We start from the raw sequence: 25,623 nt of genomic DNA, 5'->3' as shown, positions 1-25,623 counted from the left end.
TGTCATGCCCCCCGCAGGCGCGGATCGAGCAGCACATAACTGACATCGACAGTGAAATTGGCGACAAGCATCGCGACGGTCATGATCAAAAGCTGTCCTTGTATTACCGGATAGTCGCGGGCGAGGATGGCCTGGTAGAGAATATTGCCAAGGCCCGGATAGTTATAGACGACTTCCGTGACGAGCGAGCCGCCAAGGACTGTGCCAATGGCGATGGCAAGGCTGCTGACCGTTGGCAGCAGGGCATTGCGCGCCGCATACCAGATCATGACGCGGCTGTCGGACAGGCCCTTGGCCCGCGCCATGACGATATAATCCTCGCCGAGAAGGTTGATCATGTTGTTGCGCATGGTGACCGCAAAGCCGCCCGTGAGCACGGTGCAGAGCGTCAGCATCGGCAAGATGCCGTGGTAGATCAGGCTGCCGATATAGGTCAGCGAAAACGATGGGTCGAGTGCCGGGTCGGCGGCGTAGCCGGTCGGAAACCAGCCGAGCGTAAAACCGAAGAAGAACAATACGATAAGCGAGGTGACCACTGCCGGGACAGAGGTCGCGAAAATGGCGCCGACGGAAACCACCATGTCGAATATCCCGCCGCGCCACCATGCGGCGAGGATACCGAGGAACGTGCCGAGAGTGAAGCTGATGATTGTCGCCGTGCCCATGAGGCCGACCGTCCAGATCAGTGCGTGGCCAAGAACCGAGGTGACGGGCAGGGGGAAATATTTGATCGAGCGACCGAGATCGCCGGTAAAGATGCTTTGCAGATAGGTCAGGTATTGCTGCCACAGGGGACCATCGACAAAGCCGAAGGTCAGTTTCAAGGATGCAAGATTTTCCACCGACAATTCGGTGCCGGTGCTGGAAAACATGATCTGGATCGGATCACCGGGCATCAGGCGCGGCAAGAAGAAATTGATTGTGGCGGCCGCCACAAAAGCTGCCAGGTAGAATCCGAGGCGGCGGAGTAAGAAAACCATATGCTTCTCCCGTCATGGCGCAGGGGCGATCGATCGCCCCTGCGCCCCGTGGATTAGTTTGCCGGCTTCAATGCCAGAAGGTGAAGCAGACGCGCTGGATTGTTGCGCGTGATGGACGGGTTGACGAACGGGTTATCGGGCGTCGACCACCCGGCGAAGCGCTTGGTATTGTATTGATACCAGTTGGGATTGTTGTAGACGGGAAACATGGGCAGGTTTTCCGCCACGATGCGCTGGGCCTTGTTCATTACCTCTTGCCGGGCGGCGGGATCGGCCGTCCGGGTAAAATCAACCAGCAGTTTCGCAAGGTCCGGATTGAACCAGCGTTGCGCGGTAAAACGCGTCTTTCCCTTGTCGGTCTCGTTGAATGCGCGCTGATAGGGATAATAGGGCGAAGCGGCGGCAGGGAGACTGTTGATGGCCATGTCGAACGTGCCGTTGATCAGGTTGCCCGTCCAGACGGCCTCTTCCGGTGTGGCGATCTTGGCGTCGACGCCGATCTCCTGCATGCCTTCGATGGCGATTTGTACGGTATCGATCCAATCCGTCCATGCACTGGGCACGATCACGGAGAACGATATCTTGCTGCCGTCGGGATTATCGCGCAGGCCATCGCCATCCTTGTCGACATAACCCGCCTCATCGAGCAATTCCTTTGCCGCCTCGGTGTCATGTTTGCCGAACTTGCCAAATGCCTCGATGACGGAGGGATCGGACCAGGGTTTGTAAAGTTCGCCAAGACCGGATGGGTCCTCGTTGAGCGTCGGATAGCCATAGCCTGCAACATCAACCATGGCTTTGCGATCAAGCGACATACTGACCGCCTGGCGGAATCGGATGTCATTGAATGCCTTGCGGTTGGCCTCGTTGGCCGTTTCCAGATTGAACAGGAACGCCACCATGCTGCTTGGCGTGTACCAGAAGTGGAAATGCTCCTTGTCCTTGGCGACGTAGGTGTTCTCGACATCGGGAATGAATGAAACACCCCAGTCGAGCGTACCGTCGGCGGTCGCGGTCAGGATCTGATTGTTGTCGGCAAGCTGCGGAAAGCGCAGGCAATCGATTTTGAGTTCAGCGGTGTCCCAGTAATTCGGGTTGCGGCATTGATCGTATGTCTGACCGGTGAAACGCGGAATTTCCGTCAGCGGGCCGCTGCCGACCGGGATCTCATTGGCAAAGGTAACGGGATCGGCAATGTCCTTCCAGACATGTTCTGGAATGATCGGTACCTGGACCAGCTGATCAGCCGCAAGGGAACTCGGGTTGACCAGCGTGAAGCGCACGGTCTGTGCATCGACAGCCTCGACGCCGTCAATGAACTTCCAGATGCTGACGAAATCGAGCGCCGGGAATTTCTTGAGGTACTCGTAGGTGAATTTGACATCGGCCGCTGTCAGCGGCTTGCCATCGGACCATTTGAGGTCTGGCCTCAGTTTGAATTCAATGCTCTTGAGGTCGTCCGCCAGCTTGAAGCTTTCCGCCAGGCGAAAATTCGGCTTGTTGTTGTCAAAACGATTGAAGATGACAAGCGGCTCATAAATGAAATCGAGCGTGCTCTGGCGCGCCGATGTCTGATTGAACGGGTTGAAGTTTCTCACCCATGTCGTCGCGGGCTCGATATTGGCGGTCAGTACGGTCTGCGCCAAGGCAGGGCTTGAAAGCAGTACAAATGCGGATGCGGCGGCAAGCAAACGGTTCTTGAACATAGTTATTCCCCTGGTTTTTCGACTTAGCTTACAAATGCATTGGCAAACATGTTTTCGACTTCGGCATGAACCTGCGCCACGTTCAGCTTTTGTGATCCGAGACGGGTTTTTGCAGCATCGATCCGCCTTGACGCTGCTTCGCTCAACGGACGGGCAGCCTTTGCGGCCGCCTCGCTGTCGGCAAGATCGCCGTGGCTGTGCAGGGCAATGTCGTAACCGGCATCCAGCACCTGCTTCACCCGTTCGGGCATCGTGCCCTCAAGCGCGTTCATGAAGATGCAATCGGAAACAAGCACGCCGTCATAGCCAAGATCGTTGCGAGATCACGTCATGCAGGACGGGCGATACGGAGGCGGGTCGTTCCTTGTCGTAGGCCGAATAGACCACATGGGCGACCATGGCCCATGGCGTGCCCTTGAGATCAACGAACGGCTTGAAATCCGTGGCGAGCAGCGTCTCCCTGCTGGCATCGACCACCGGGCGTTCCTTGTGCAGAATCAAGTGTTGCCCTGCCATGGCCGGGAATATGTTTCATGATCGGCATGTTTCCGGTCTCGAGCAGTCCCTCGACAACTTCGCGGCCGAGCGTCGCCACGAGTTCGGGGTCGGGGCCGAATGATCGTGCACCGATGACTGCGCTCGTGGTTGGAAAAACCAGATCGAGTACCGGCGAACAGCCGCTGGTGAGGCCAAGCTCGCTCATCATCGTTCCCATGGCGCGCGAAGAAAGGCGCAATGCCCGCTTCGCGAGGGCAAGATCATGGCGCGCCAGTTCTGCGAATTCGCCGAAGCTGCGGAACAAGGGCCAGGGTCCCGCATCGAGATGCTGGACCCGGCCGCCTTCCTGATCGGTAAAGACCGGGGCATCGTCGCGGCCAACCGCCTCGCGGAAACTCGCGATCAAAGCCTTTGCCTGGTCTGGATTGCGCAGATTGCGGCGGCCAACGAAGAGACCGAGCGGATTGGTTTCCCGAAACAAGGCAATCTCATCCGGGGACAATGTCGGGTTGGGGATGCCGACAAACAGGGCAAGAGGCGATTGTCTGGACACTATGTTCACTCCCTAGGGACTATGTTGCGGTGGGGCAGAGGTTAGGTTTTCTTTGCCCGCAGCATGCCTTGATAAATTCCCTTGCCCTCGGCAGGGATTGTCATGGCATCAACGGCGTTGACGTAAAAATCGACAGGACCGGCATCCCCAATGATCGCGTAGGCATAGCCCATGGATTTCATGGCCTGCAGCGCTGCGAAAAAGAGTGCTAAGCCCACGCCCTTGCCGCGACTGTCCGGATGAACACCTGTCGGCCCGAAAAAGCCGCGCGCCGTGGTGTCGTAGCAGGCGAACCCGACGAGGTTACCGTCATCGATGGCAACAAGGCATGCGGACGGCTGGCGTGTTATGGCGACGGAGACTTCGCTGGCCCAGTTGGTGCTGAAGTTATCGCGAACCCAATCAACGACCAGTTGCATTTCAGGAGGCAGGGCCGGGCGCATCACGACATTGCTGGCGCGGGTCCGTTGTTCCAGACGGGACAGGTGGTCTGAATACAGGCTTACAAGCAAATCTGCCAAACGACTCTCCTCAGTCAGATTCCAATATTATGGAATATATCCCCTATTAATGTAATAGATTTGGATTTTTGCTTGTGCTTGTCAATCGTTTTATTCGCCACCGATGAGTGGGGGAGAGTTTGTGGGCTCACATCGGGAGGCGATTACGCTATGGCACGATTGTGCGGCATCTCATCGAAATGATGATGTGTGGCGCTGGCTCGATCAGAGACGCAAACTACACGTTCGGTCGAACAGGCACCGACGGGTCCATTCGAGCTCGTGAGTTGAGTGCGGATATTGCTGTAGGGTACAATGCCGGCAAGGCCGTGCAGCTGGCAGGAAGGATGGCGGAGAGGGAGGGATTTGAACCCCCGATGGAGTTGCCCCCATGCCGCATTTCGAGTGCGGTGCTTTCAACCACTCAGCCACCTCTCCGCATGCAGGATCGATTGTGAAGACCCCGTGTATTGGCGAGGACAAAGGTGCCCTGCCGGTGCCGCGATGCCCCGAAGGGCTTGGCTTGAGCGTGCGGCGTGCTAGATAGCGGGCAAAGCTTCAGGATACAAGAGCAATTTTGCGTTAAATTTCTTGACTCTCTAACAAAGCTGATCTTATAAGCGCGCAACGACTGGCGTGGGGGATTCTCCGCGCCGTTTGTTTTTGAATTCGGGTGCCTTTATTCTTATGGGTCAAGGCGCCTTTCGATCAATCTGTCACGACTGACAAAAAAGACGGTTATTGCCGCAAAACGGCACAAAACCGAACCGAACTCCGAAAGGGAAAAAATGTTCGCAGTCATCAAGACCGGTGGTAAGCAGTATCGCGTTGCCGCCAATGACCTTCTGAAGGTCGAGAAAGTTACCGGCAATGCTGGTGATATCGTTGAATTCGCCGAAGTTCTGATGGTCGGCGTCGGAGCGGACGCAACGATCGGTTCTCCTGTTGTAAGCGGCGCTCTGGTAACAGCCGAAGTCGTTGAACAGGGCCGTGCACGCAAGGTTATCGCCTTCAAGAAGCGTCGCCGCCAGAATTCCAAGCGTACGCGTGGTCATCGTCAGGAATTGACGACGATCCGTATCTCGGAGATTCTCACCGGTGGCGCGAAGCCTTCCAAGAAGGCCGCTGAAAAGCCGGCCAAGAAGGAAGCTGCTCCGAAGGCAGAAGCTGCTGTTGCGGACGCAACGGTAACCGAGACGAAAGCCGCCCCTAAGGCAAAGGCAGCGCCGAAAAAGGCTGCTGCCAAGGCCGAGAAGCCCGCTAAGGGCGAGTAAGAACAAGTTTAAAGGAGCAATCCGATGGCACATAAAAAAGCTGGTGGTTCGTCACGTAACGGTCGTGATTCCAGAATCGAAGCGCCTTGGCGTGAAGAAGTTTGGTGGCGAGCGCGTCCTTGCCGGCAACATCCTCGTGCGTCAACGCGGCACCAAATGGCATCCCGGCGTCAACGTTGGCCTGGGCAAGGATCACACATTGTTTGCACTTGAAGCAGGCGTTGTTTCCTTCCGCACCAAAGCCAACGGCCGTAGCTACGTGTCGATCGTCAACCCGATCGCCGAAGCAGCAGAATAGCCGGTCCTGCTTGAAGCACCGGCGTCCCATCGGACCCGGTGTATGGCAACCAAGCCAAAAGATCAAAGGGGAGATGGGATTACCACCCATCTCCCTTTCGTATCTGGAGGAACGACAAATGGTTGCTGAAATACTGGAAGACGATGAAGAACGGCTGGATCTGATAGACTGTCCGGTTCTCGTTACGGAACGTCTCGTTTTGCGCGCGCCACGTAACGAGGATGTGGATGCGATTGCCCGTCTCGCCGATAACCTTCACGTGGCCGAAATGCTTTCCCGCATGCCGCACCCCTACACGAAGGAACATGCGGTGGATTTTGTTCGTCGCGCCAATGCGGGCGAGATCGGCAAATGCGTCTACGCCATTACGCTTGCGCAAACGGGCACTTTCATTGGCTGTTGCGGTATCAACTACCGTCGTAACAAAGATGAATATGGCAGCTCCGGCAAGGATGAGCTTGAGATCGGTTACTGGCTCGGTGAGCCCTATTGGGGCAGGGGCTATGCGACAGAAGCAGCGCATGCGCTGGTTGACCTGGTGTTCCGGGCAACGCAGGTGGAAAAGCTGCATGCTTCCTGCCGCGTATCGAACATCGCCTCACGCCGGGTGATCTATAAGAGCGGATTCCAGTATGCCAACACCGGCATGATGGATTCGCTGGTCGCGGGCAATGTGCCAGTCGAACGCTACATGCTCGACCGGCGTACGTGGATCGGCCTTCGTAGCTGGACGTCATAGGAGACCGTTTGATTTCTCTGCTCTGATGGCCATCTGGTGCGGTTTTTGCGCTTCCGGTGCTCACGGACCAATATGTCCGCTCCGCTCCGGTTCTCGAAAGCCACACCGGCTGACTCATCAGGGTGACTCAAAGGTCTCCAACATTGCGGCGGCCAGTTTTCTTCTCCGGGATTTTCCTGTAATGCCTCGGAATATCAAAAAGGACTGAACTTCCATGAAATTTCTCGACCAGGCGAAAGTCTATATCCGCTCCGGTGACGGTGGTGCCGGCTCGGTGTCGTTCCGCCGTGAAAAATTTCTGGAATTCGGTGGTCCCGATGGCGGCGATGGCGGCCGCGGCGGCGACGTATGGGCGGAAGCGGTCGATGGTCTGAACACGCTGATCGACTATCGCTACCAGCAGCATTTCAAGGCCAAGACCGGCATGCATGGCATGGGCCGCAACATGACCGGCGGTAAAGGTGCCGATGTCGTGCTGAAAGTGCCCGTCGGCACGCAGATTTTCGAAGATGACAATGAAACACTGATTGCCGATTTTACCGTCGTCGGCCAACGCTATCGCCTCGCCAAGGGCGGTAACGGCGGTTTCGGCAATCTGCATTTCAAGACATCGACGAACCAGGCGCCGCGCCGCGCCAATCCGGGACTTGAGGGTGAGGAACGCAATCTCTGGCTGCGGTTGAAGCTGATCGCCGATGCCGGGCTTCTCGGCAAGCCTAATGCGGGCAAATCGACTTTCCTCGCCAGCGTTACAGCCGCCAAGCCTAAAATCGCCGACTATCCATTTACGACGCTGCATCCCAATCTCGGTGTTGCGCGCATCGATGCCCGCGAATTTGTCATCGCCGATATTCCGGGCCTGATCGAAGGTGCGCATGAGGGCGTCGGTATTGGCGACCGCTTCCTTGGCCATGTTGAGCGGACTCGCGTGCTTTTGCACTTGGTATCGGCGCAGGAAGAGAACGTCGCTGAAGCTTATAAGACTGTGCGTACCGAACTCGAAGCCTATGGTCACGGGCTTGCGGACAAGCTGGAAATAGTGGCACTGAGCCAGATTGACACGCTGGACGCTGCATCGCGCAAGAAGAAGGCGTCAGCCCTGAAAAAGGCTGCGGGGCGCGAGCCGATGCTCTTGTCGGCCGTCAGCCGGGAAGGTGTCGAGCAGGTGCTGCGAGCCCTGTCGGCGATCATTCTGGAATCGCGTGAAACCGAAGCACCTGCCGAGGTCGATACACGATTCAAATATTGAGCGATGGTAATATATCGAGTGATGCAATGTCCGTGATATCCGCACAGATCCAGGAAGCGCAAGACGAGGCAAAGCAACTTCCGTTGCCGAAGCTTTCCAACTATCGCCGGATCGTTGTTAAGATCGGATCGGCGCTGCTTGTCGATCGTGCCAGCGGCCTGAAGCGCGAATGGCTCGAAAGCCTTGGTGCTGACATTGCTGCGCTGAGCGCATCTGGTGTCGAGATGATGATCGTCTCGTCGGGCGCGATCGCGCTGGGTCGCACGGTACTTGGCCTGCCAAAGGGCGCCCTGCGGCTTGAGGAAAGCCAGGCGGCAGCAGCGGCCGGTCAGATCGAACTCGCGAAGGCCTATGCGGAAGTTCTGAGCCATCACAAATTACGTGCTGGGCAGATCCTGCTGACACTTTCCGACACGGAAGAGCGCCGCCGCTACCTCAATGCGCGGGCGACGGTCGGGACCCTGCTGCGGCTCAAGGCTGTCCCTGTCATCAATGAAAATGACACGGTGGCCACCACCGAGATTCGTTATGGCGACAATGACCGGCTTGCGGCACGCGTCGCGACCATGATGGGTGCGGACCTCCTGATCCTGTTGTCTGACATTGATGGGCTCTATACCGCCCCTCCGCATCAAAATCCCGACGCACAATTCCTGCCTGTTGTCGAGGCGATAACGCCGGAAATCGAGGGGATGGCCGGAGCGGCTGCGTCGGAATATTCACGCGGCGGCATGAAGACCAAGTTGGATGCCGGCAAGATCGCCAATGCGGCGGGCACGGCCATGATTATCGCATCGGGCACCCGCCTCCATCCACTGGCGGCCATCGACAAGGGCGAACGGGCTACGCTGTTCAAGGCGAGCTCAACACCCGTCAATGCGTGGAAGACGTGGATTTCCGGCAATCTTGAACCATCAGGGCGGCTCGTGATCGACGAAGGGGCTCTGATGGCGCTGAAATCCGGAAAATCGCTGCTCGCAGCGGGCGTGCGCGAAGTCTCTGGCCAATTCATGCGCGGCGATACGGTAGCAGTCTTTGGTCCAGATGGACGCGAGGCTGCGCGGGGGCTTGTTGCCTATGATGCCGCCGATGCCGTAAAGATTGCCGGGCGCAAGACCAATGAGATTGCAGAAATTCTCGGTTATGATGCCCGTTCTGCGATGATTCATCGTGATGATCTGGTGGTGCGCGCGGCAAAGCGCGTTGCCACCGCCAAGGAGTAAGAGATGTTGCGACGAGTGGATGAAGACCTGTCGGTTGCCGAATTGATGGCTGAAATCGGCCGCAAGGCACGCGCCGCTGCACAGCCACTATCCATCGCTTACCCGGCTCAGAAAACCGCGGCTCTCCTTGCCATGGCTGACGCAATCGACCGCCGCAGCGCCGAAATCCTTACGGCGAACGAGCGAGATATGGCAAATGGCCTGGAAGCCGGTATGGCTGCTTCCCTCCTCGACCGGCTCAAGCTCGACGACAAGCGTATCGCCGGTATTTCGGAAAGCATCCGCGCCATTGCCGAGCTGCAGGATCCCGTCGGAGACGTCATTGCCGAATGGGACCGCCCCAATGGCCTACACATCGAGCGCGTACGCACGCCGCTTGGCGTCATCGGTGTAATCTATGAGAGCCGGCCCAATGTCACGGCGGATGCCGGTGCACTCTGCCTCAAATCCGGTAATGCAGTGATTTTGCGCGGCGGTTCGGACTCGGTCCATTCATCGAAAGCCATTCACCAAGCACTATTGGAGGGCCTTGAAGTGGCCGGGCTGCCAAGGGACGCAATCCAGTTGGTCCCGACCACCGATCGCGCGGCAGTCGGTGAAATGCTCAAAGGCCTTGCCGGCAATCTCGATGTGATCATTCCACGCGGCGGCAAAAGCCTCGTTGCGCGCGTGCAAGCCGAGGCCCGTGTGCCAGTTTTCGCCCATCTTGAAGGGCTCTGTCACGTTTACATCGATGCGTCCGCTGATCTTGCAATGGCACGCAAGATCGCGGTGAACGCAAAAATGCGCCGAACGGGAGTATGCGGCTCAGCCGAAACGCTTCTCGTTGACAGCCTTATCGCTTCGTCGCATCTGGTGCCCTTGCTGGAGGACCTGCGCGCAGCAGGCTGCGAAATTCGCGGCGACAGGGCGGTGGTCGAGCTTTTTGCTGACGCCAAGCCGGCTACGGATGAAGATTGGTCGACGGAGTATCTGGATGCGATCATTTCCGTAAAGCTCGTTGACGGCATCGGCGGCGCGATCCAGCATATCAACCATTTTTCCTCGCATCATACGGAAGCAGTAATTGCTGAAGATGCTCATGTAGTGGAACGGTTCTTCAACGAAATCGACTCGGCGATTCTACTGCATAATGCATCGACACAGTTTGCCGATGGCGGCGAATTCGGCATGGGAGCGGAAATTGGCATTGCGACGGGCAAGATGCACGCGCGCGGGCCAGTTGGCGTCGAGCAATTGACCTCGTTCAAGTACCGCGTGCGCGGCAATGGCCAGACTCGCCCGTGACATCAAAGCCGGGGGTGCGAGAAAGCTTTCCAGGTGTCAGCGAAGCGCATTTGCGCATGCCTTTCGTCGAGAAGGGCATGACGGTCGGCTTGTTTGGCGGTTCCTTCAACCCGCCGCATGCCGGCCATGCCCTGGTCGCGGAGATCGCGCTACGGCGTTTGAAGCTCGACCAGCTCTGGTGGATCGTAACACCCGGCAATCCATTGAAGGATACGCGCCACCTGGCGCCCCTGGCGGAACGGCTCGAACGCAGCCAAGCCCGCATCCATGATCCGCGGATCAAGATTACAGCATTCGAGGCAACCCATCATATTCGCTACACTGCGGATACGCTGGCGATGATAAAGGCACGCAACCCGGGTGTGCATTTTGTCTGGATCATGGGCGCGGATAACCTTGCCAATTTTCACCGCTGGCAGCGCTGGCAGAAAATCGCTCTGACATTGCCGATCGCTGTCATCGACCGCCCGGGATCGACGCTGTCGTTCCTTTCGTCGCGTATGGCGAAGACATTCGACTACGCGCGCGTTGATGAGACTGACGCGCCGATTCTTCCACGCTCGAAGGCACCGGCCTGGACTTTCATTCATGGGCCAAGGTCATTGTTGTCGTCGACCGACATCCGCAATGGAGCGACGAAACCAAAAGGCTAAAGTCGCGTTACAAGCTGGGTACGGCTTACTTCGATATGACGTCTTGAAAGTGTCATGCGACTCTGCCTATCTTAATAGCGTGCAGTATGAATACATACTGCGGCGCGTTGTTCTTAAGGGAAAGGAAATACACTGAGAACAGCATTTCAGAAGAAGGATGCCTTGGCACCTTCAACGGCGGAGATGAACGGAATCAATTCCGTATCTCTTGCCCTCCAGTCAGTCCTTGCCAGTCTCGAAGACTCCAAGGCTGAAAACATTGTCCCCATCGACCTTCGAGGCAAGTCCGTTATCGGTGATCATATGGTCATCGCATCGGGACGTTCGCATCGTCACGTAACGGCGGTCGCGGATCAGCTTTTGCGCGCTCTGAAAGAGAACGGGCATGGCAATAGCGTGAAGGTCGAAGGTCTAGCCAGCGGTGATTGGGTGCTGATCGACACGGGCGATATCATCATCCATATTTTCCGTCCGGAAGTACGCGAGTTCTACAACATCGAAAAGATGTGGCAGGCTCCCGAACTCGACGGAGAGACCGTGCATTAATCGAACGATCGGGACGCTCGGGCCGGAAGGCCGGTGAACGTTCTGAACGTTGATGGATTTAGGGCCGGGTTGACCGGTTCGGATGTTTTCGGGTCGAATAGTCCCGGATACTGGAGAGTGTCATGCGTATCACTGTATTTGCCGTGGGCCGGATGAAATCTGGCCCCGAACGGGAATTGGCAGACCGCTATTTGGACCGCCTGAAAAAGACTGGTACCCCGCTTGGCCTCGAGTTTTCCTCCGTCACTGAAATTTCTGAAAGCCGTGCTCAGCAGCCGGAATTGCGCAAGCAGGAAGAATCAACAAAAGTTCTGGAAGCGCTGGATCAAGGTGGTGTTCTCATCCTGCTCGACGAGCGCGGCAAGACCATGCCATCGGAAGCTTTCGCCCAAGTGATCGCGCGGTTTCGCGACAATGGAAAACGCCAGCTCCTTCTCGCGATTGGCGGACCTGACGGGCATGATGCTTCATTGCGCGACCGGGCCGATCTCGTTCTGGCGCTTGGTGCCATGACATGGCCGCATCAGATCGTCCGCATCCTGGTTGCGGAACAACTTTACCGCGCCACGACCATCCTCTCAGGGCATCCCTATCACCGGGTGTGATGTCATTCAGACCCCATTCATGCCGGCCATCGATAATAGCGATACGATGATCATTACGAAAATATAATGATCTCAATGCTTTTCGGGCGAACCTCTCATCTCCATTTCTTGATAAGATGTATCAGGATGAGTGCTCATCGTCTGCACAACAAGATGGAATGGGTTAGATGACCGAGACAGCCAGAACGGCCAAACAAGATAAGGCGTTGCAGGATACGTCCAATGTCACCTTTATTCCGGGTGCCGTTCCTCCGGGACGAAAGAATCGGCGCTCACGTCTCTGGATGTGGCTCCCAGTTGTCCTCGTTGTGGCAGGGACGGGCTATTATGCGTGGAGCCAATACAGAACCTCCATGTCAACCGCAGCCGTGGTGACGCAGGCAGTCGTGCGCGGTGACATCGAAAATGCCGTGACTGCCGTTGGTACACTCGATTCTGTCAAGTCCGTCGATGCTGGCGCACAGGTCTCCGGCCAGTTGAAGGTATTGCACGTTGCGATCGGTGATACGGTCACGCAGAACGAGCTGATTGGCGAGATTGATCCCGCGACCATTCAGAACCGGATTGAAATCGATCAAGCGGAACTCGCCAACTTGCAAGCGCAGCTTGTTTCCAAAAAGGCTCAGCTCGTATTGAAACAGGCCAATATTGAACGCCAGCGCAACCTCGTGGCGGCGCGGAGCGTCTCTCAATCCGTCCTTGATCAGGCCGTTGCCGATCTTGCGACGGCCGAAGCCGATGTGAACGCTTTGGAAGCACAGATCCGGAAACAGAAGGCGGCGGCTCGACGGCGATGAGGTGGATCTCGGCTACACAAAGATCTACGCACCGATGGCCGGCACGATCGCAGCCGTTCCGGTCAAGGAAGGCCAGACGCTGAACGCGAGCCAGACCGCTCCGACCATCGTCACGATTGCAGACTTGTCAACGATGACGGTCAAGGCACAGGTGTCGGAAGCGGATGTCAGCAAGCTCAAGATCGGCATGGATGCCTATTTCACGCTGCTCGGTCAGCCGGGCAAGCGCTATACCGGCAAGCTGCGGCAGATCCAGCCGACACCCGACATCGAAAACAATGTCGTTCTCTACTACGCGCTGTTTGATGTGCCCAATCCTGACGGTGATCTGATGATCTCGATGAGTGCCCAGGTGTTCTTCGTGCAGTCGGCCGCCAAGAATGTTCTGGTGGTGCCGAGTGCTGCAGTTCACCCCGGTTCGCGCCGCGCGGCCGCCGATGGTGAGCTACACAAGGCGGAAGTGACGGTTGTCAATGCCTCAGGTGCAACAGAGACGCGTGAAGTCGAAGTTGGCATCCGAAACCGCGTCAGCGCGGAGATCAGGAGCGGTTTGACGGAGGGTGATCTGGTGGTCATCGGGTCAGGTAGTGAATCTGGCACTGCAACGACGACCCGTGCCACCGGCAATCGTTCGCAACGCGGCATGCGCATGCCGCCAATGTTCTAAGCCATGACCGCAATTATCTCGCTCAAGGATATCAGCAAGACCTACCACAATGGCGACCTCGCCGTTGAGGTCCTGCACGGCATTTCGCTCGATATCGAGGCGGGTGAGTTTGTTGCGATCATTGGGCAATCCGGCTCTGGCAAGTCAACGCTGATGAATATCCTGGGCTGTCTCGATAAGCCGACGAGCGGCAATTATCTGCTCGACGGCGAACATGTATCCGGGTTTGAGCCAGACGAACTTGCGGGATTGCGGCGCCGGACCTTCGGGTTCGTCTTCCAGAGCTACAATCTCATACCGACGGCGAGCGCGCAGGAAAATGTCGAGGTTCCGGCGGTCTATGCGGGTGCTTCGGCGCGCGACAGGCACGATCGGGCGGAGGCGCTGCTCAACTCGCTGAAGCTGGGCGACAGGCTGGATCATCGCCCCAGCCAGCTTTCGGGCGGTCAGCAGCAGCGTGTCTCCATTGCTCGGGCATTGATGAATGGCGGGCGCGTCATTCTTGCGGACGAGCCGACCGGCGCGCTGGATAGCCAAAGCGGCGAAGAAGTCATGGCGCTCCTGCGCGGCATGAACGAGGGCGGCCACACAATCATCGTCATTACTCATTCGCGCGAAGTTGCCGAGCAAGCCGATCGATTGATCGAGCTCCGTGACGGGCGGATCATTTCTGATCGTACCAAGAAGCGGCGCAGCAATCCCGAAGCGGCTTCCGGGCTCAAGCAAAGGGCAGTTGAGGGCGTCGCAGCGATCGCTGATGTGACTGAAGCAATCAAGATGGCGATCCGTGCACTGCATGCCAATCTGTTCCGCACGATCCTGACCTTGCTTGGCATTGTCATCGGTGTCGGTTCTGTTGTGGCGATGCTGGCCATTGGGACCGGGGCACAGAATTCGGTGCTTGACCGCATTTCGTCAATGGGTTCGGATCTCCTGGTAATTCGGCCTAACATGGCCAATTTCCGTGGTGGAACCGGTGGCAGCGTCGTCACGCTGATCCCGGCCGATGCCGATGCCATCCTTGAACAGCCAAACATTGCCTTTGCTGTACCGGAGATGACAAGCACCGTGACTGTCCGCTATGGCAACATCGACTATCAAACGACAGCCAACGGCACCGTTCCGCAATTTACGCAGGCGAAATCCTGGAAAGTCGGACAAGGCGAATTCATCAACCAGGGCGATATGGATGCATATGCGCCCGTGGCTGTGCTGGGGCAGACGGTGACAAAAACGCTTTTCCCCGATGGGGAAAGCCCACTCGGCAAATATGTGCTGGTGAACAAAATTCCATTCCAGATTATCGGGGTCATGAGCGAAATGGGCGCCGGGCCAGGTGGCAATGACCAGGATGATACGATCCTCGTTCCCCTGACAACCGGGAGCATGCGGCTATTTGGCCAGCGCAACGTCCGGTCGATCACTGTCCAGGTGAAAGATGGCGGCGCCATAGATGCGACGCAGGAGACACTTCAGGCGCTGCTTGACCGGCGCCACAAGAAGCAAGACACGCAGATCACGAATATGGCGTCCATTCGTGAGGCCGTCACTGAGACATCGAACACGCTCAAATTATTTCTGGGTGCCGTTGCCGCGATCTCGCTGCTCGTTGGCGGTATAGGCGTTATGAATATCATGCTGGTCAGCGTCAGTGAAAGGACCCGCGAGATCGGTGTTCGCATGGCAACAGGCGCCCGGCAGCGCGATATATTGCTGCAGTTCATTATTGAAGCGCTCGTTGTTTCCGCCATAGGCGGGGCGATCGGAGTTTTGGCCGGTCTAGGCACGGGCGTTCTTGCGAAGTTTCTCGGTGCGCCGATCAGTTTCACCGTCGGGCCGGTTGCCTTGGCTTTTGCGTGCTCTTTTCTGACGGGCTTGGTCTTCGGCTATCTGCCGGCTCGAAACGCTTCAAGGCTCCAGCCGGCCGTTGCACTCAGCTCAGAATAGGCCCGTAGGGCCCTGGCCTAGAAGTCTAGTTCCAGTTCAACGCCATCACTACGCCTGCGCCGGGGATAGTATTCGTCGTCTGCGCGCGGTGCGTAACGGTCGTCCCAGCCCCTATCCCGCTCGCGCCAGCGTGGCCGGCCAGAATCCGCGAAAACTGCACCGCAACCCCTGTCCACCCAGATCGTACCCCGCTGAAATCCCCAAGTATCGCCCGCAATGCAGGGAGACCTCGAAAGCTGCCGTGTAATGCGCGGACGGCGCATATCAGTATCGCACTCCCTGTATTTGAACTTGCGCGATTCGCATTTGACGGCGTTCTGTGCCTGGGCGGGCTCCGATATGAACTGTGCGCCACCAAGAGCAATCGCAAATGCCAGGATATATCGGTACATTTTTCCTCTCCGAGACGATTCTGAGTCGACCATTATGGTGCATCATTTGAAGCCGAAAGGGTCAAATTTGTTCCATGCTGGTTAATCACATTTTCGCATTCATTCGTCACACGCGGTGTTCAAGAAAATCGGCCGGTCTCACTGTTCACCAGATCGGAAATAAAGCTGGACACGGCCGTGATGCGGCGGAGGGTGCGAACGGATTCGTGATAGGCCAACCAATAGGAGCGGCGGATCGTACGTTCCGGCAATACCGGGATCAAGTCGTCGTGTTCACGCGCGATGAACATGTGCAAGATGCCAATCCCTGCACCCGCCCGCACTGCTTCGACCTGTCCAAGGGCGCTGGAAATCTCGAAAGCAGGACGCCAGTCCCGCGTAATCTCGGGCGCATAATTCAATGAAGGGCTAATGACCAGATCGTCCACATAGCCGACCAGACGGTGCCGGGAGAGCTCATCGATAGACTGCGGCGCAGGATATTCAGCGAGATAGGCGCGGCTCGCATAGAGGCGCAGGCTGTAATCGACCAGTTTGCGAGCGACGAGACGGCCCTGATCTGGCCGGTCGACCGTAATGGCAATATCGGCTTCGCGGCGCGACAGGGAAAAGGAGCGCGGGACTGGAACCAGCTGGATCTTGAGATCAGGATACCGGGCAGTCAGCAATGCCAGACGCGGCGCCAGGAATGTCACACCAAAGCCGTCGGGCGCGCCAATGCGGACCGAGCCCGAAATTGCTACGTCCGCGTCGCCGAGCGACGAGCGTATAGACAGCATTTCGGCTTCCATACGCTCGGCTGACAGCAGGAATTCCTCACCGGCGTGAGTAAGCTCACAGCCATTCGTGCGCCGTGTGAGGAGTTTGGTGTTGAGATCATTCTCAAGCGCAGTGAGCCGACGTGCTACGGTTGCATGGTTGACACCGAGGCGTTTCGCGGCACCGAGTATCTGTCCCGAACGAGCCACAGCCAGAAAAATACGCACGTCATCCCAATTCATGAAGTGTCCTCCAAATATAGTGGTACTTCAATTTTCGCACAACGGATACGCTTTTGATCGGCTTGCAATAAAGATTTTGAAGCGCGATGATAGGGATAACAGAAATCAATCAATTGCAGGGAGGTTGCTCGCAATGCGTGAAGTCGGACATTTTATCGGTGGCAAGCATGTCGCCGGAACAAGCGGTCGTACGACCGAGATTTTCCAGCCTATGGACGGCACCGTTCAGGGCACGGTGGCTTTGGCAACCGCGGCCGAAGTCCGGGCAGCCGTCGAGAATGCAAAGGCGGCACAGCCGGGTTGGGCGGCGACCAACCCACAGCGCCGCGTGCGTGTCATGCGCAAATTCCTTGAACTGGTCGAGGCCGAATATGACTCGCTAGCCGAACTTCTGGCACGCGAGCACGGCAAGACCATTCCTGACGCCAAAGGGGATATCCAGCGCGGCCTTGAAGTCGTCGAAGTCTGCCTTGGTGCTGCGCATATGCTCAAAGGGGAATTCAGCGACAGTGCCGGTACGGGTATTGACGTCTATTCGATGCGTCAACCGCTCGGTGTCGTTGCTGGCATTACACCGTTCAATTTCCCCGCGATGATCCCGCTGTGGAAGGCCGGTCCCGCGATCGTCTCCGGCAACGCCTTCATTTTGAAGCCTTCGGAGCGTGATCCGGGCGTGCCGATGCGGCTTGCTGAGCTCTTCATTGAAGCCGGCCTTCCTGCCGGTATCTTCAATGTTGTCAACGGCGACAAAGGAGCAGTCGACGCCATCCTCGATGACCCGGATGTGAAGGCTGTCGGTTTTGTCGGCTCAACACCGATCGCGCAATACATCTACAGCCGCGCAACGGCGAACGGCAAGCGTGCCCAGTGCTTTGGCGGCGCCAAAAACCATATGATCATTATGCCAGATGCAGACATGGATCAGACCGTCGATGCGCTGATAGGTGCGGGTTACGGTTCCGCGGGCGAACGCTGCATGGCGATTTCGGTTGCGGTGCCAGTCGGCAAGGACACGGCCGATCGTCTGGTCGAACGCCTGATCCCGCGCGTTGAAAGCCTCAAGGTTGGACCTTCAACCGACAAGTCGGCGGACTACGGTCCGGTCGTTACCAGGCAGGCACTGGAGCGCATCCTGGGTTATGTCAATCTCGGGGTGGAGGAAGGAGCCAAGCTTGTCGTCGACGGTCGCGGCTTCAAGATGCAAGGTTACGAGAACGGCTACTATATGGGCGGCTGCCTGTTCGACCATGTGACGCCGGACATGCGCATCTACAAAGAAGAGATCTTCGGACCGGTTCTCGGCGTTGTGCGTGCGGAAACCTACGAAGACGCGATCCGCCTGCCGAACGAGCATGAATACGGCAATGGTGTTGCAATCTTCACGCGTGACGGTGATGCGGCTCGCGATTTCGCCTCGCGCGTTCAGGTCGGCATGGTCGGTATCAATGTGCCCATCCCGGTTCCGATCGCATACTACACCTTCGGCGGCTGGAAAGGCTCTGGCTTCGGCGATCTCAACCAGCATGGTCCGGATGCGTTTCGTTTCTACACCAAAACAAAGACCGTTACGTCACGCTGGCCATCCGGTGTGAAAGATGGTGCGGAGTTCGTCATCCCGACGATGAAATAGTACCCAACGGAATATTTGCTTAGAAAGGGGCCGCAGCAATTTTGCTGTGGCCCTTTTGCTTGAAGTTCCGATGAAAAATTCCCACGTCATTTACGTAGATGGAATCGGCAGTTTGGCCGGTTTGTCACAGAAAGGAGCGAGACGGTGCGTACGAAACAACGAGCTGTCATCCTTCCGGTATGAGCGCAACGACACGCCCCCTGTTGCCGGATCGGACTGGCCAAGGAGGTGCGTTATGAAACGCATTTATACTCATCAAATGATGATGTTCGTTTTTGCAATAGCATTGGAGGCCGCAGGTTTCACGGCCGCTGCCCGCGCAGAGATACTTGCATGTGCCAAACATGCCGAGATTGCCGAATATTTGAAGAGCGAGTTCCAGGAACTTCAGGGGGCCTACGGACTGGTTGGAGACAAAGCAATCCTCGAACTTTATCTTTCTGCCAAGGGCGCCACCTGGACCATCATAGTCACGGACGTCTCCGGTAAGAGTTGTATTCTTGCGGCAGGTGAGTCTTGGGAACAAAGGCCCGATGTTGCCATGTTGAAGATGTGACGGGTCCGCACTCCAATCAATAGCTTGATCAGGGTGCGAGCGTGCGGAGGTGGTCAATCAACTTCGTCGCTTCGTCGGCGGCGCGTTCCGGTTCCCTTTCTATGATAGCGTCAATCAAGGCCCGATGCGCACCTGCTGACTGTTGCAGGCTGCCTGGTCTTTGCAGCCGGAACCAGAAACGCCGGCTGTGGGTTTGCAGCGGCGACGCGAGGCGTGCGGCAAAAGGGTTTTCTGCAGCTTGGCCCAGTACCGTGTCGAACACCTTGTCTGCGATAAGGAAACTGCTCACATCGTCGGCCGCTAGAGCCGTGCTCATGGCGTCGGAGGCTTCCTTCAACCGTCTGTGGTGCAGGGCTGCCCCGTAATGCGCCGCATCGCGGGCCAGAACACGCTCGACACCTTCCCGCGCATCCAGCACCTTGCCAAAATCCTTAGGATTGAGCGCAGCTATTGCAATGCCGGAACGTGGGCGAATTTCCATCAGCCCTTCCCAAGCCAGCTTCTGAACGGCTTCGCGCACGGGTGTGCGGCCCATTCCGGTAATGTCCGTCAATGCACGCTCGTTGACGATTGCGCCGGGTTCAAGTTTCAGCGTTACAATCAACTCTTCAATCTGGCGGTAAGCTAGCTCTGCGAGGCTCTCGCCTGTCTGGGCAATGGAATGGACGGCCGTTTGATACATACGTCGAACTTTCATTTTTAAGCGATTGACAGCAAAAAGCCTTACAGATATATTTGTGATATATCAAGAAGGAGCAGGGCCATGTGGGCAGGCGTATTTCCGGCAGTTACCAGCAAATTCACGCAAGATGATAGTCTCGATCATGGGGAAATGGAACGTTGCTTTTCGCTCCTGATGGATGCGGGCTGCGACGGGCTGATCGTTGCAGGCTCACTCGGCGAAGGTCCCATGCTCAGCCATGATGAGAAGCTCGAAGTTTTAAAGACCGCGCAAAGCGTGGCCAGGGGCAAGCCGGTACTTCTAACGATCAATGAAGCGGCGACACGTGACGGCGCGGCCCTTGCCAAGCGCGCTGCCAAAGCTGGCGCAGACGGGCTGATGCTTGTTCCCAGTCCGATTTACCATACCGACCCGGAAGAAACAGTCACCACGCTGAAAGCGGTTGCCGCTGCAGGCGATCTGCCAGTCATGATCTATTCCAACCGCATTGCCTACCGTGTGGATGTTACCAGCGAGATCCTTACGGAGCTGGCGACCGACAAGCATTTCGTCGCCATAAAGGAATCCTCGGATGATATCCGCCGCACCACGGACATCATCAATACATTTGGCACGCATTTCGATCTGTTTACAGGTGTCGACAATCTCGCATTCGAAGCGCTGACCGCTGGTGCCATCGGTTGGGTCGCTGGCCTTGTTACTGCTTTTCCAAACGAGACAGTGGCGATTTACAAGCTCGTGATGGCGGGGCGCTATGCCGAAGCGCTAGAGATCTACCGGTGGTTCCGCCCGCTGCTCGACCTCGATGTCTCCACCTATCTGGTGCAGAATATCAAGCTTGCGGAAGTGCACGAGATCGGCACCAATGACCGCGTCCGCCTGCCACGCCAGCCATTGCGAGGCGAGCGTCGCACCGCTGTCGAGAAGACGGTCAGGGATGCGATTGCATCCCGTCCGAAGCTGCCTGTTCTCTAGTGCCATTCGGCTGACCGATGGACAAGAAGGCGGGTAAGCAGGACATCGTCATCATCGGTGCCGGGATTGTCGGCATTGCTGTTGCCGCCTGCCTCTGCGAGGCGGGGCGCACCGTACTTGTCATAGACCGGCAGGGTATTTGTGAAGGGACGAGTTCCGGTAATGCCGGGGCTTTGGCCTTTTCTGATATTCTGCCGATGGCTTCCAAGGGCGTGCTGGCGAAAGTCCCTCGTTGGCTTATGGATCCATTGGGGCCGTTCACCATCCGGCCGTCCTACCTGCCGAAGCTTACACCGTGGCTGATCCGGTTCTGGCGTGCCAGCCGCACCGATGCGCTCGCACGGACTGTACAGGCACAAGGCGCGATGATGCGGCTTGCCGAACCGGAAATGCTGGGTTTAATGCAGCGAGCGGGCATCCGCCATATGGTTCGCGAGGATGGCTCGCTTGAGCTTTATGAAAGCGAAGAAGAGCTCAATGCCTCCTTGCCCGGGTGGAATGCAAGAAGGAAGGCAGGCATCGCTTTCGAACATTTGCGCGGCGAGGAGCTTGCCGCCAGCCAACCAGGCCTCGCATCGCGCTTTGTAGCGGGGACTTTTGTACCTGGTTGGAAGACAGTCAGCGATCCCCAGCATGTCGGTAAAGGGTTATGGAACTACGCGGAGCGTCTCGGCGCCAGTTTCCTTCGGGCCGAGGTTGCGTCCGTTTCGGCAGACGAAACTGGTGCCGCAGTTCGCCTGATGGACGGTCGAAGAATAGAGGCGGCGAAGTTGATCATCGCCGCTGGAGCCTGGTCGCACCGGCTCGCAAAAGACCTGGGCGATGCGATTCCCCTGGAGACCGAGCGCGGCTATAATACCACGCTACCTGTCGGGGCATTCGATTTGAAACGTCAGTTGATTTTTTCTGGACATGGTTTCGTCGTCACGCCGCTGGAAACGGGTGTTCGTATCGGCGGGGCGGTAGAATTGGGCGGTCTTGCCCTGCCGCCCAACTACAGGCGCTCCGAGGCCATGCTGACAAAGGCCAGGAAATTCATGCCTGGTCTTGAAACCGGTTGCGGGCGGCAATGGATGGGCTATCGACCGTCCCTACCTGACTCCTTGCCTGTTATCGGCTATGCAAGGACAAGCAAAAATGTTCTCTATGCTTTTGGCCACGGTCATCTCGGACTGACCCAGTCGGCAGCGACTGGACGTTTGATCAGTGACATTATCGGCGGAAGAGATCCGGCAATTCCTATTGATCCATTTCATCCGCAAAGGTTCTAAGGAGCATCATGGCGCGTCATTCTTTCTTCTGTATCGATGGTCATACCTGTGGCAATCCGGTGCGTTTGGTGGCTGGCGGGGGGCCAAACCTCTCTGGCGCGACCATGATGGAAAAGCGTGCACATTTTCTTGCGGAGTTCGACTGGATTCTGTACCGGTCTGATGTTCGAGCCGCGCGGCCATGACATGATGTCGGGTTCAATTCTTTATCCGCCTACACGTGATGATTGCGATGTGGCTGTACTTTTCATCGAAACCTCCGGATGCCTGCCCATGTGCGGCCATGGCACGATCGGCACCGTGACAATGGCGATCGAACATGGCCTCATTACGCCCAAGACCCCAGGCGTCCTCAAGCTGGACACGCCGGCCGGGCCGGTTGTCGCCGAGTACCGTCAAGAAGGGCCATATGTCACTAGCGTGCGCATCACCAACGTTCCTGCCTTTCTCTACGCAGAGGGGCTTGAAGTTGAGTGCCCTGATCTGGGGACACTCCTCGTCGATGTCGCCTATGGTGGAAATTTCTACGCTATCGTTGATCGCCAAGAGAATTTCACTGATCTTGCTGACTACCGCGCGCTCGATCTCATAGGTTGGAGTCCGGTATTGCGGGAGCGCCTGAATGAGCGCTATTCGTTCCAGCATCCGGAAAACCCAGGTATCAACGGGCTTAGCCATATCCTGTGGACCGGTGCGCCAACGCAAGCGGAAGCACATGCGCGCAACGCAGTGTTCTATGGTGACAAGGCGATCGACCGCTCGCCCTGTGGAACGGGGACATCCGCCCGAATGGCACAGCTGGCTGCCAAGGACAAACTTAAACCGGGCGACGGCTTCGTGCACGAATCAATAATCGGCTCATTGTTCCATGGCAGGGTGGAGAAAGCCGTCAAGGTCGCGGACAGGCAGGCCATTATTCCGTCCATATCGGGCTGGGCGCGGATGACAGGCTACAATACGATTTTTATCGACGATCGCGATCCCTTTGCACATGGGTTTGTGGTGAAGTAAGCCATTTCGGCTTGTTACGAGATTAAGGCAGAGCTAGACAATTCGCCTAACAAGGCCAATAACACGGGGGTTTTCATCGCACGGCCTTGAAATTTTGGTGAAAATTTCCACCAAATCTATGCGAGCAAATGTAACGTTATCGTGTGCGCTAAAAAAGCAGTTGCTTTCTTTAACGCAGGCGCTAGGTGTAAACATATTGGGGCAAATGGGAACCGGATAAAAAAACCGGATAAAAAATTTCCCAATAAAAATGAGGGGTATCGTTGCGATGGAGTACTTCATCCAGCAATCGATCAATGGTCTGACGCTTGGTTCAATTTATGGCCTGATCGCAATCGGCTACACGATGGTCTACGGGATCATCGGCATGATCAACTTCGCCCATGGCGATGTTTTCATGCTTGGCGCCTTTATGGCGATGATCGTTTTTCTTGCTTTGACAACTTTCATCGGCGGTGTGCCGGTCGTGCTGGCGCTGCTGCTGATGATGATCGTGGCCATGCTGCTGACGGGGCTGTGGAGCTGGACGATCGAGCGTCTGGCATACCGGCCGCTGCGCGGTTCATTCCGCCTGGCGCCGTTGATTACAGCAATCGGCATGTCGATTGCACTATCCAATTTCGTGCAGGTCACGCAAGGTCCTCGCAACAAGCCGATCCCGCCGCTGGTCAATGGCGGCATCACGGTCTACGGCACGAACATCACCATTGCCTACAAGCAGATGGTCATTATCATCGTCACAGCGATCCTGCTCGCGGCATTCTGGTATCTTGTCAACAAGACGACGCTTGGACGGGCGCAGCGTTCCTGTGAACAAGATCGCAAGATGGCGGCGCTTTTGGGTGTCGATGTCGATCGGACGATCTCCACTACGTTCGTGATGGGTGCCATGCTTGCCGCCGTTGCGGGTACACTCTACCTCATGTTCTACGGGGTCATTTCATTCACCGATGGATTCGTGCCGGGTGTCAAAGCTTTCACGGCGGCAGTACTTGGCGGTATCGGATCGTTGCCTGGCGCGGTGGTTGGCGGCCTGCTGATCGGCCTGATCGAGGCTCTTTGGTCCGCCTATTTCTCCATCGACTACAAAGATGTCGCGGCGTTCTCGATCCTGGCGATCGTACTGATTTTCCTTCCGTCGGGCATTCTTGGCCGGCCCGAAGTCGAAAAGGTTTAAGCGCATGGCCGATATTCAATCAACAGAACGGGATTCCGTGTTCGCGAAAGCCCTGAAGGAAGGGCTTGTTGCGGGTGCACTTGCACTGGGCTTGTTTTGCCTGGTGGTCGGTTTCCGCACGGACCAGAACATCCGCAACGAACTTATCCTCACACAGCGCTGGGGACTTCTCACGATATTCGTGCTTGTTGCCGCATTTGCCCGCTTCGCCATCACATATACCGCGCCGTGGCGCGAGGAGCGCAAGAAGACCAAGCGCGTCGTCGAAGCGAAAGAGCCGTCAGCTTTCCGTAAGAGCTTTCCCAAGATCGGTCTCGGGCTGCTTTTTACCTACCCATTCCTGGTGATCCTGATCCTCAGCATCTCTAATGGCTCGATCATGGGCGGGTTGCAGGGATCGCTCAAATATGTCGACAATTTCGGTATCCAGATCCTCATTTACGTGATGCTTGCCTGGGGATTGAACATCGTCGTGGGCCTTGCTGGGTTGCTGGATCTCGGGTATGTCGCCTTTTATGCGGTGGGCGCCTATTCCTACGCCCTGCTCTCCACTCATTTTGGCTTTTCGTTCTGGCTTCTCTTGCCTATGGCGGGTATTTTTGCCGCGACCTGGGGGGTCATCCTCGGATTTCCCGTCCTGCGTCTGAGGGGGGACTATCTGGCCATCGTGACACTGGCATTCGGTGAAATCATTCGCCTGATACTGATCAACTGGACCGTCGTAACCAAGGGTACATTCGGTATCTCCGGTATTGCCAAGGCAACGTTGTTTGGCATTCCATTTACCCCGGGGCCCACCGGTTTTGCGGCGCTGCTCGGCCTGCCAAATTCCGGCGTCTATTACAAGATTTTCCTTTACTACCTGATTCTACTTCTCGCGCTCCTGACCGCGTGGGTCACGATCTCGTCTGAGGCGCATGCCGATCGGCCGTGCCTGGGAGGCTTTGCGCGAAGACGAGATCGCCTGCCGTTCGCTCGGTATCAACACGACGACAACCAAGCTGACGGCCTTTGCCACGGGTGCCATGTTCGGTGGTTTTGCCGGATCGTTCTTTGCAGCACGACAGGGCTTCGTCAGCCCCGAATCCTTTGTCTTCCTCGAGATCGGCAATCATTCTGGCGATGGTAGTTCTGGGTGGCATGGGATCACTGGTAGGTATCGCCATCGCCGCAGCCGTCATGATCGGGGGCACCGAACTCTTGCGGGAACTGGAGTTCCTGAAGCGCATCTTTGGCAATGATTTTACGCCAGAACTCTACCGCATGTTATTATTTGGCCTCGCTATGATCGTGGTCATGGTGTGGAAGCCGCGAGGCTTTGTCGGCAGCCGGGAGCCGAGCGCCTTCCTGCATAAACGCAAGTCGGTGTCAGGTGAGTTTACGAAAGAAGGGCACGGCTGATGGAT

20 protein-coding genes, 1 tRNA gene and 5 pseudogenes are annotated in these 25,623 nt (G+C 56.9%); 18 read left to right on the top strand and 8 right to left on the bottom strand.

The window, feature by feature from the left end:
- Positions 1-2: 2 nt before the first annotated feature.
- The 5 genes and pseudogenes from N8E89_RS05545 to N8E89_RS05525 all read right to left on the bottom strand — a co-directional run bounded on the left by N8E89_RS05545 (position 3) and on the right by N8E89_RS05525 (position 4,675).
- Positions 3-980: an ABC transporter permease gene (locus N8E89_RS05545; RefSeq protein WP_262261363.1), complete on the bottom strand. Its 978-nt coding sequence runs from the start codon at positions 978-980 to the stop codon at positions 3-5.
- Positions 981-1,033: 53 nt separating this feature from the next.
- Entirely contained in the window at positions 1,034-2,686 is a 1,653-nt protein-coding gene (locus N8E89_RS05540) for an ABC transporter substrate-binding protein (RefSeq protein WP_262261362.1), read from the bottom strand.
- A 23-nt stretch (positions 2,687-2,709) separates the two neighbouring features.
- Positions 2,710-3,737, bottom strand: a pseudogene (locus tag N8E89_RS05535) (glycoside hydrolase family 3 N-terminal domain-containing protein).
- A gap of 41 nt (positions 3,738-3,778) precedes the next feature.
- On the bottom strand, positions 3,779-4,258 hold the full coding sequence (locus N8E89_RS05530) for a GNAT family N-acetyltransferase (protein ID WP_262261361.1): 480 nt from the start codon (positions 4,256-4,258) through the stop codon (positions 3,779-3,781).
- 327 nt (positions 4,259-4,585) lie between these two features.
- Positions 4,586-4,675 (bottom strand) — tRNA-Ser (locus tag N8E89_RS05525).
- 350 nt (positions 4,676-5,025) lie between these two features.
- Between N8E89_RS05525 and rplU the strand changes: the two genes are divergently transcribed.
- From rplU to N8E89_RS05470, 11 genes and pseudogenes are all read left to right on the top strand, one after another.
- The gene (gene rplU / locus N8E89_RS05520) at positions 5,026-5,511 is read left to right on the top strand and encodes a 50S ribosomal protein L21 (RefSeq protein ID WP_106662582.1); all 486 of its coding nucleotides are present in this window, start codon (positions 5,026-5,028) and stop codon (positions 5,509-5,511) included.
- A gap of 24 nt (positions 5,512-5,535) precedes the next feature.
- Positions 5,536-5,809, top strand: a pseudogene (rpmA, locus tag N8E89_RS05515) (50S ribosomal protein L27).
- A 118-nt stretch (positions 5,810-5,927) separates the two neighbouring features.
- Positions 5,928-6,548, top strand: coding sequence for a GNAT family N-acetyltransferase (locus N8E89_RS05510; RefSeq protein WP_262261360.1), 621 nt, complete (start codon positions 5,928-5,930; stop codon positions 6,546-6,548).
- Between the two features lie 214 nt (positions 6,549-6,762).
- A complete protein-coding gene (obgE, locus tag N8E89_RS05505) occupies positions 6,763-7,797 on the top strand; it encodes a GTPase ObgE (protein WP_113172308.1) in 1,035 nt (344 codons plus the stop codon).
- A gap of 26 nt (positions 7,798-7,823) precedes the next feature.
- Positions 7,824-9,020 (top strand): glutamate 5-kinase, encoded by a 1,197-nt coding sequence (proB, locus tag N8E89_RS05500; RefSeq protein ID WP_262261358.1) that lies wholly within the window; start codon positions 7,824-7,826, stop codon positions 9,018-9,020.
- 3 nt (positions 9,021-9,023) lie between these two features.
- Entirely contained in the window at positions 9,024-10,307 is a 1,284-nt protein-coding gene (locus tag N8E89_RS05495; RefSeq protein WP_262261356.1) for a glutamate-5-semialdehyde dehydrogenase, read from the top strand.
- A gap of 56 nt (positions 10,308-10,363) precedes the next feature.
- Positions 10,364-10,960: a nicotinate-nucleotide adenylyltransferase gene (locus tag N8E89_RS05490; protein ID WP_262261839.1), complete on the top strand. Its 597-nt coding sequence runs from the start codon at positions 10,364-10,366 to the stop codon at positions 10,958-10,960.
- Between the two features lie 162 nt (positions 10,961-11,122).
- Positions 11,123-11,506: a ribosome silencing factor gene (rsfS, locus tag N8E89_RS05485; protein ID WP_410010339.1), complete on the top strand. Its 384-nt coding sequence runs from the start codon at positions 11,123-11,125 to the stop codon at positions 11,504-11,506.
- Between the two features lie 122 nt (positions 11,507-11,628).
- Positions 11,629-12,111, top strand: a complete 483-nt coding sequence (gene rlmH / locus N8E89_RS05480; protein ID WP_106661987.1) for a 23S rRNA (pseudouridine(1915)-N(3))-methyltransferase RlmH — start codon at positions 11,629-11,631, stop codon at positions 12,109-12,111.
- Positions 12,112-12,278: 167 nt separating this feature from the next.
- A pseudogene (gene macA, locus N8E89_RS05475) lies at positions 12,279-13,575 on the top strand (macrolide transporter subunit MacA).
- A 3-nt stretch (positions 13,576-13,578) separates the two neighbouring features.
- Positions 13,579-15,522: a MacB family efflux pump subunit gene (locus N8E89_RS05470; RefSeq protein WP_262261355.1), complete on the top strand. Its 1,944-nt coding sequence runs from the start codon at positions 13,579-13,581 to the stop codon at positions 15,520-15,522.
- A 17-nt stretch (positions 15,523-15,539) separates the two neighbouring features.
- Here N8E89_RS05470 and N8E89_RS05465 read toward each other — a convergent pair whose 3' ends face one another.
- Complete coding sequence (locus N8E89_RS05465; protein ID WP_162707256.1) at positions 15,540-15,914, bottom strand: DUF3011 domain-containing protein; 375 nt, start codon at positions 15,912-15,914, stop codon at positions 15,540-15,542.
- A gap of 119 nt (positions 15,915-16,033) precedes the next feature.
- Positions 16,034-16,915: a LysR family transcriptional regulator gene (locus tag N8E89_RS05460; protein WP_106661983.1), complete on the bottom strand. Its 882-nt coding sequence runs from the start codon at positions 16,913-16,915 to the stop codon at positions 16,034-16,036.
- 133 nt (positions 16,916-17,048) lie between these two features.
- Between N8E89_RS05460 and N8E89_RS05455 the strand changes: the two genes are divergently transcribed.
- Positions 17,049-18,545, top strand: a complete 1,497-nt coding sequence (locus tag N8E89_RS05455) for a CoA-acylating methylmalonate-semialdehyde dehydrogenase (RefSeq protein ID WP_262261354.1) — start codon at positions 17,049-17,051, stop codon at positions 18,543-18,545.
- Positions 18,546-18,780: 235 nt separating this feature from the next.
- A complete protein-coding gene (locus tag N8E89_RS05450; protein WP_113172313.1) occupies positions 18,781-19,101 on the top strand; it encodes a hypothetical protein in 321 nt (106 codons plus the stop codon).
- 28 nt (positions 19,102-19,129) lie between these two features.
- Here N8E89_RS05450 and N8E89_RS05445 read toward each other — a convergent pair whose 3' ends face one another.
- Complete coding sequence (locus N8E89_RS05445; protein WP_106661980.1) at positions 19,130-19,783, bottom strand: GntR family transcriptional regulator; 654 nt, start codon at positions 19,781-19,783, stop codon at positions 19,130-19,132.
- Positions 19,784-19,864: 81 nt separating this feature from the next.
- On the opposite strand from N8E89_RS05445, the gene N8E89_RS05440 reads away from it, so the two are divergent.
- The 5 genes and pseudogenes from N8E89_RS05440 to livM all read left to right on the top strand — a co-directional run bounded on the left by N8E89_RS05440 (position 19,865) and on the right by livM (position 25,618).
- A complete protein-coding gene (locus N8E89_RS05440; protein ID WP_262261352.1) occupies positions 19,865-20,758 on the top strand; it encodes a dihydrodipicolinate synthase family protein in 894 nt (297 codons plus the stop codon).
- Positions 20,759-20,775: 17 nt separating this feature from the next.
- A complete protein-coding gene (locus tag N8E89_RS05435) occupies positions 20,776-22,029 on the top strand; it encodes an NAD(P)/FAD-dependent oxidoreductase (RefSeq protein ID WP_262261351.1) in 1,254 nt (417 codons plus the stop codon).
- A gap of 8 nt (positions 22,030-22,037) precedes the next feature.
- Positions 22,038-23,040: pseudogene (locus N8E89_RS05430) on the top strand (4-hydroxyproline epimerase).
- Between the two features lie 268 nt (positions 23,041-23,308).
- A complete protein-coding gene (locus tag N8E89_RS05425; protein WP_106662580.1) occupies positions 23,309-24,217 on the top strand; it encodes a branched-chain amino acid ABC transporter permease in 909 nt (302 codons plus the stop codon).
- A 4-nt stretch (positions 24,218-24,221) separates the two neighbouring features.
- Positions 24,222-25,618: pseudogene (gene livM, locus N8E89_RS05420) on the top strand (high-affinity branched-chain amino acid ABC transporter permease LivM).
- Positions 25,619-25,623: the final 5 nt, after the last annotated feature.

This window comes from Phyllobacterium sp. A18/5-2 (genome assembly GCF_025452215.1).
GTDB classification, from domain to species: domain Bacteria; phylum Pseudomonadota; class Alphaproteobacteria; order Rhizobiales; family Rhizobiaceae; genus Phyllobacterium; species Phyllobacterium sophorae.
This window is presented reverse-complemented; position numbering and strand designations above follow the sequence as displayed.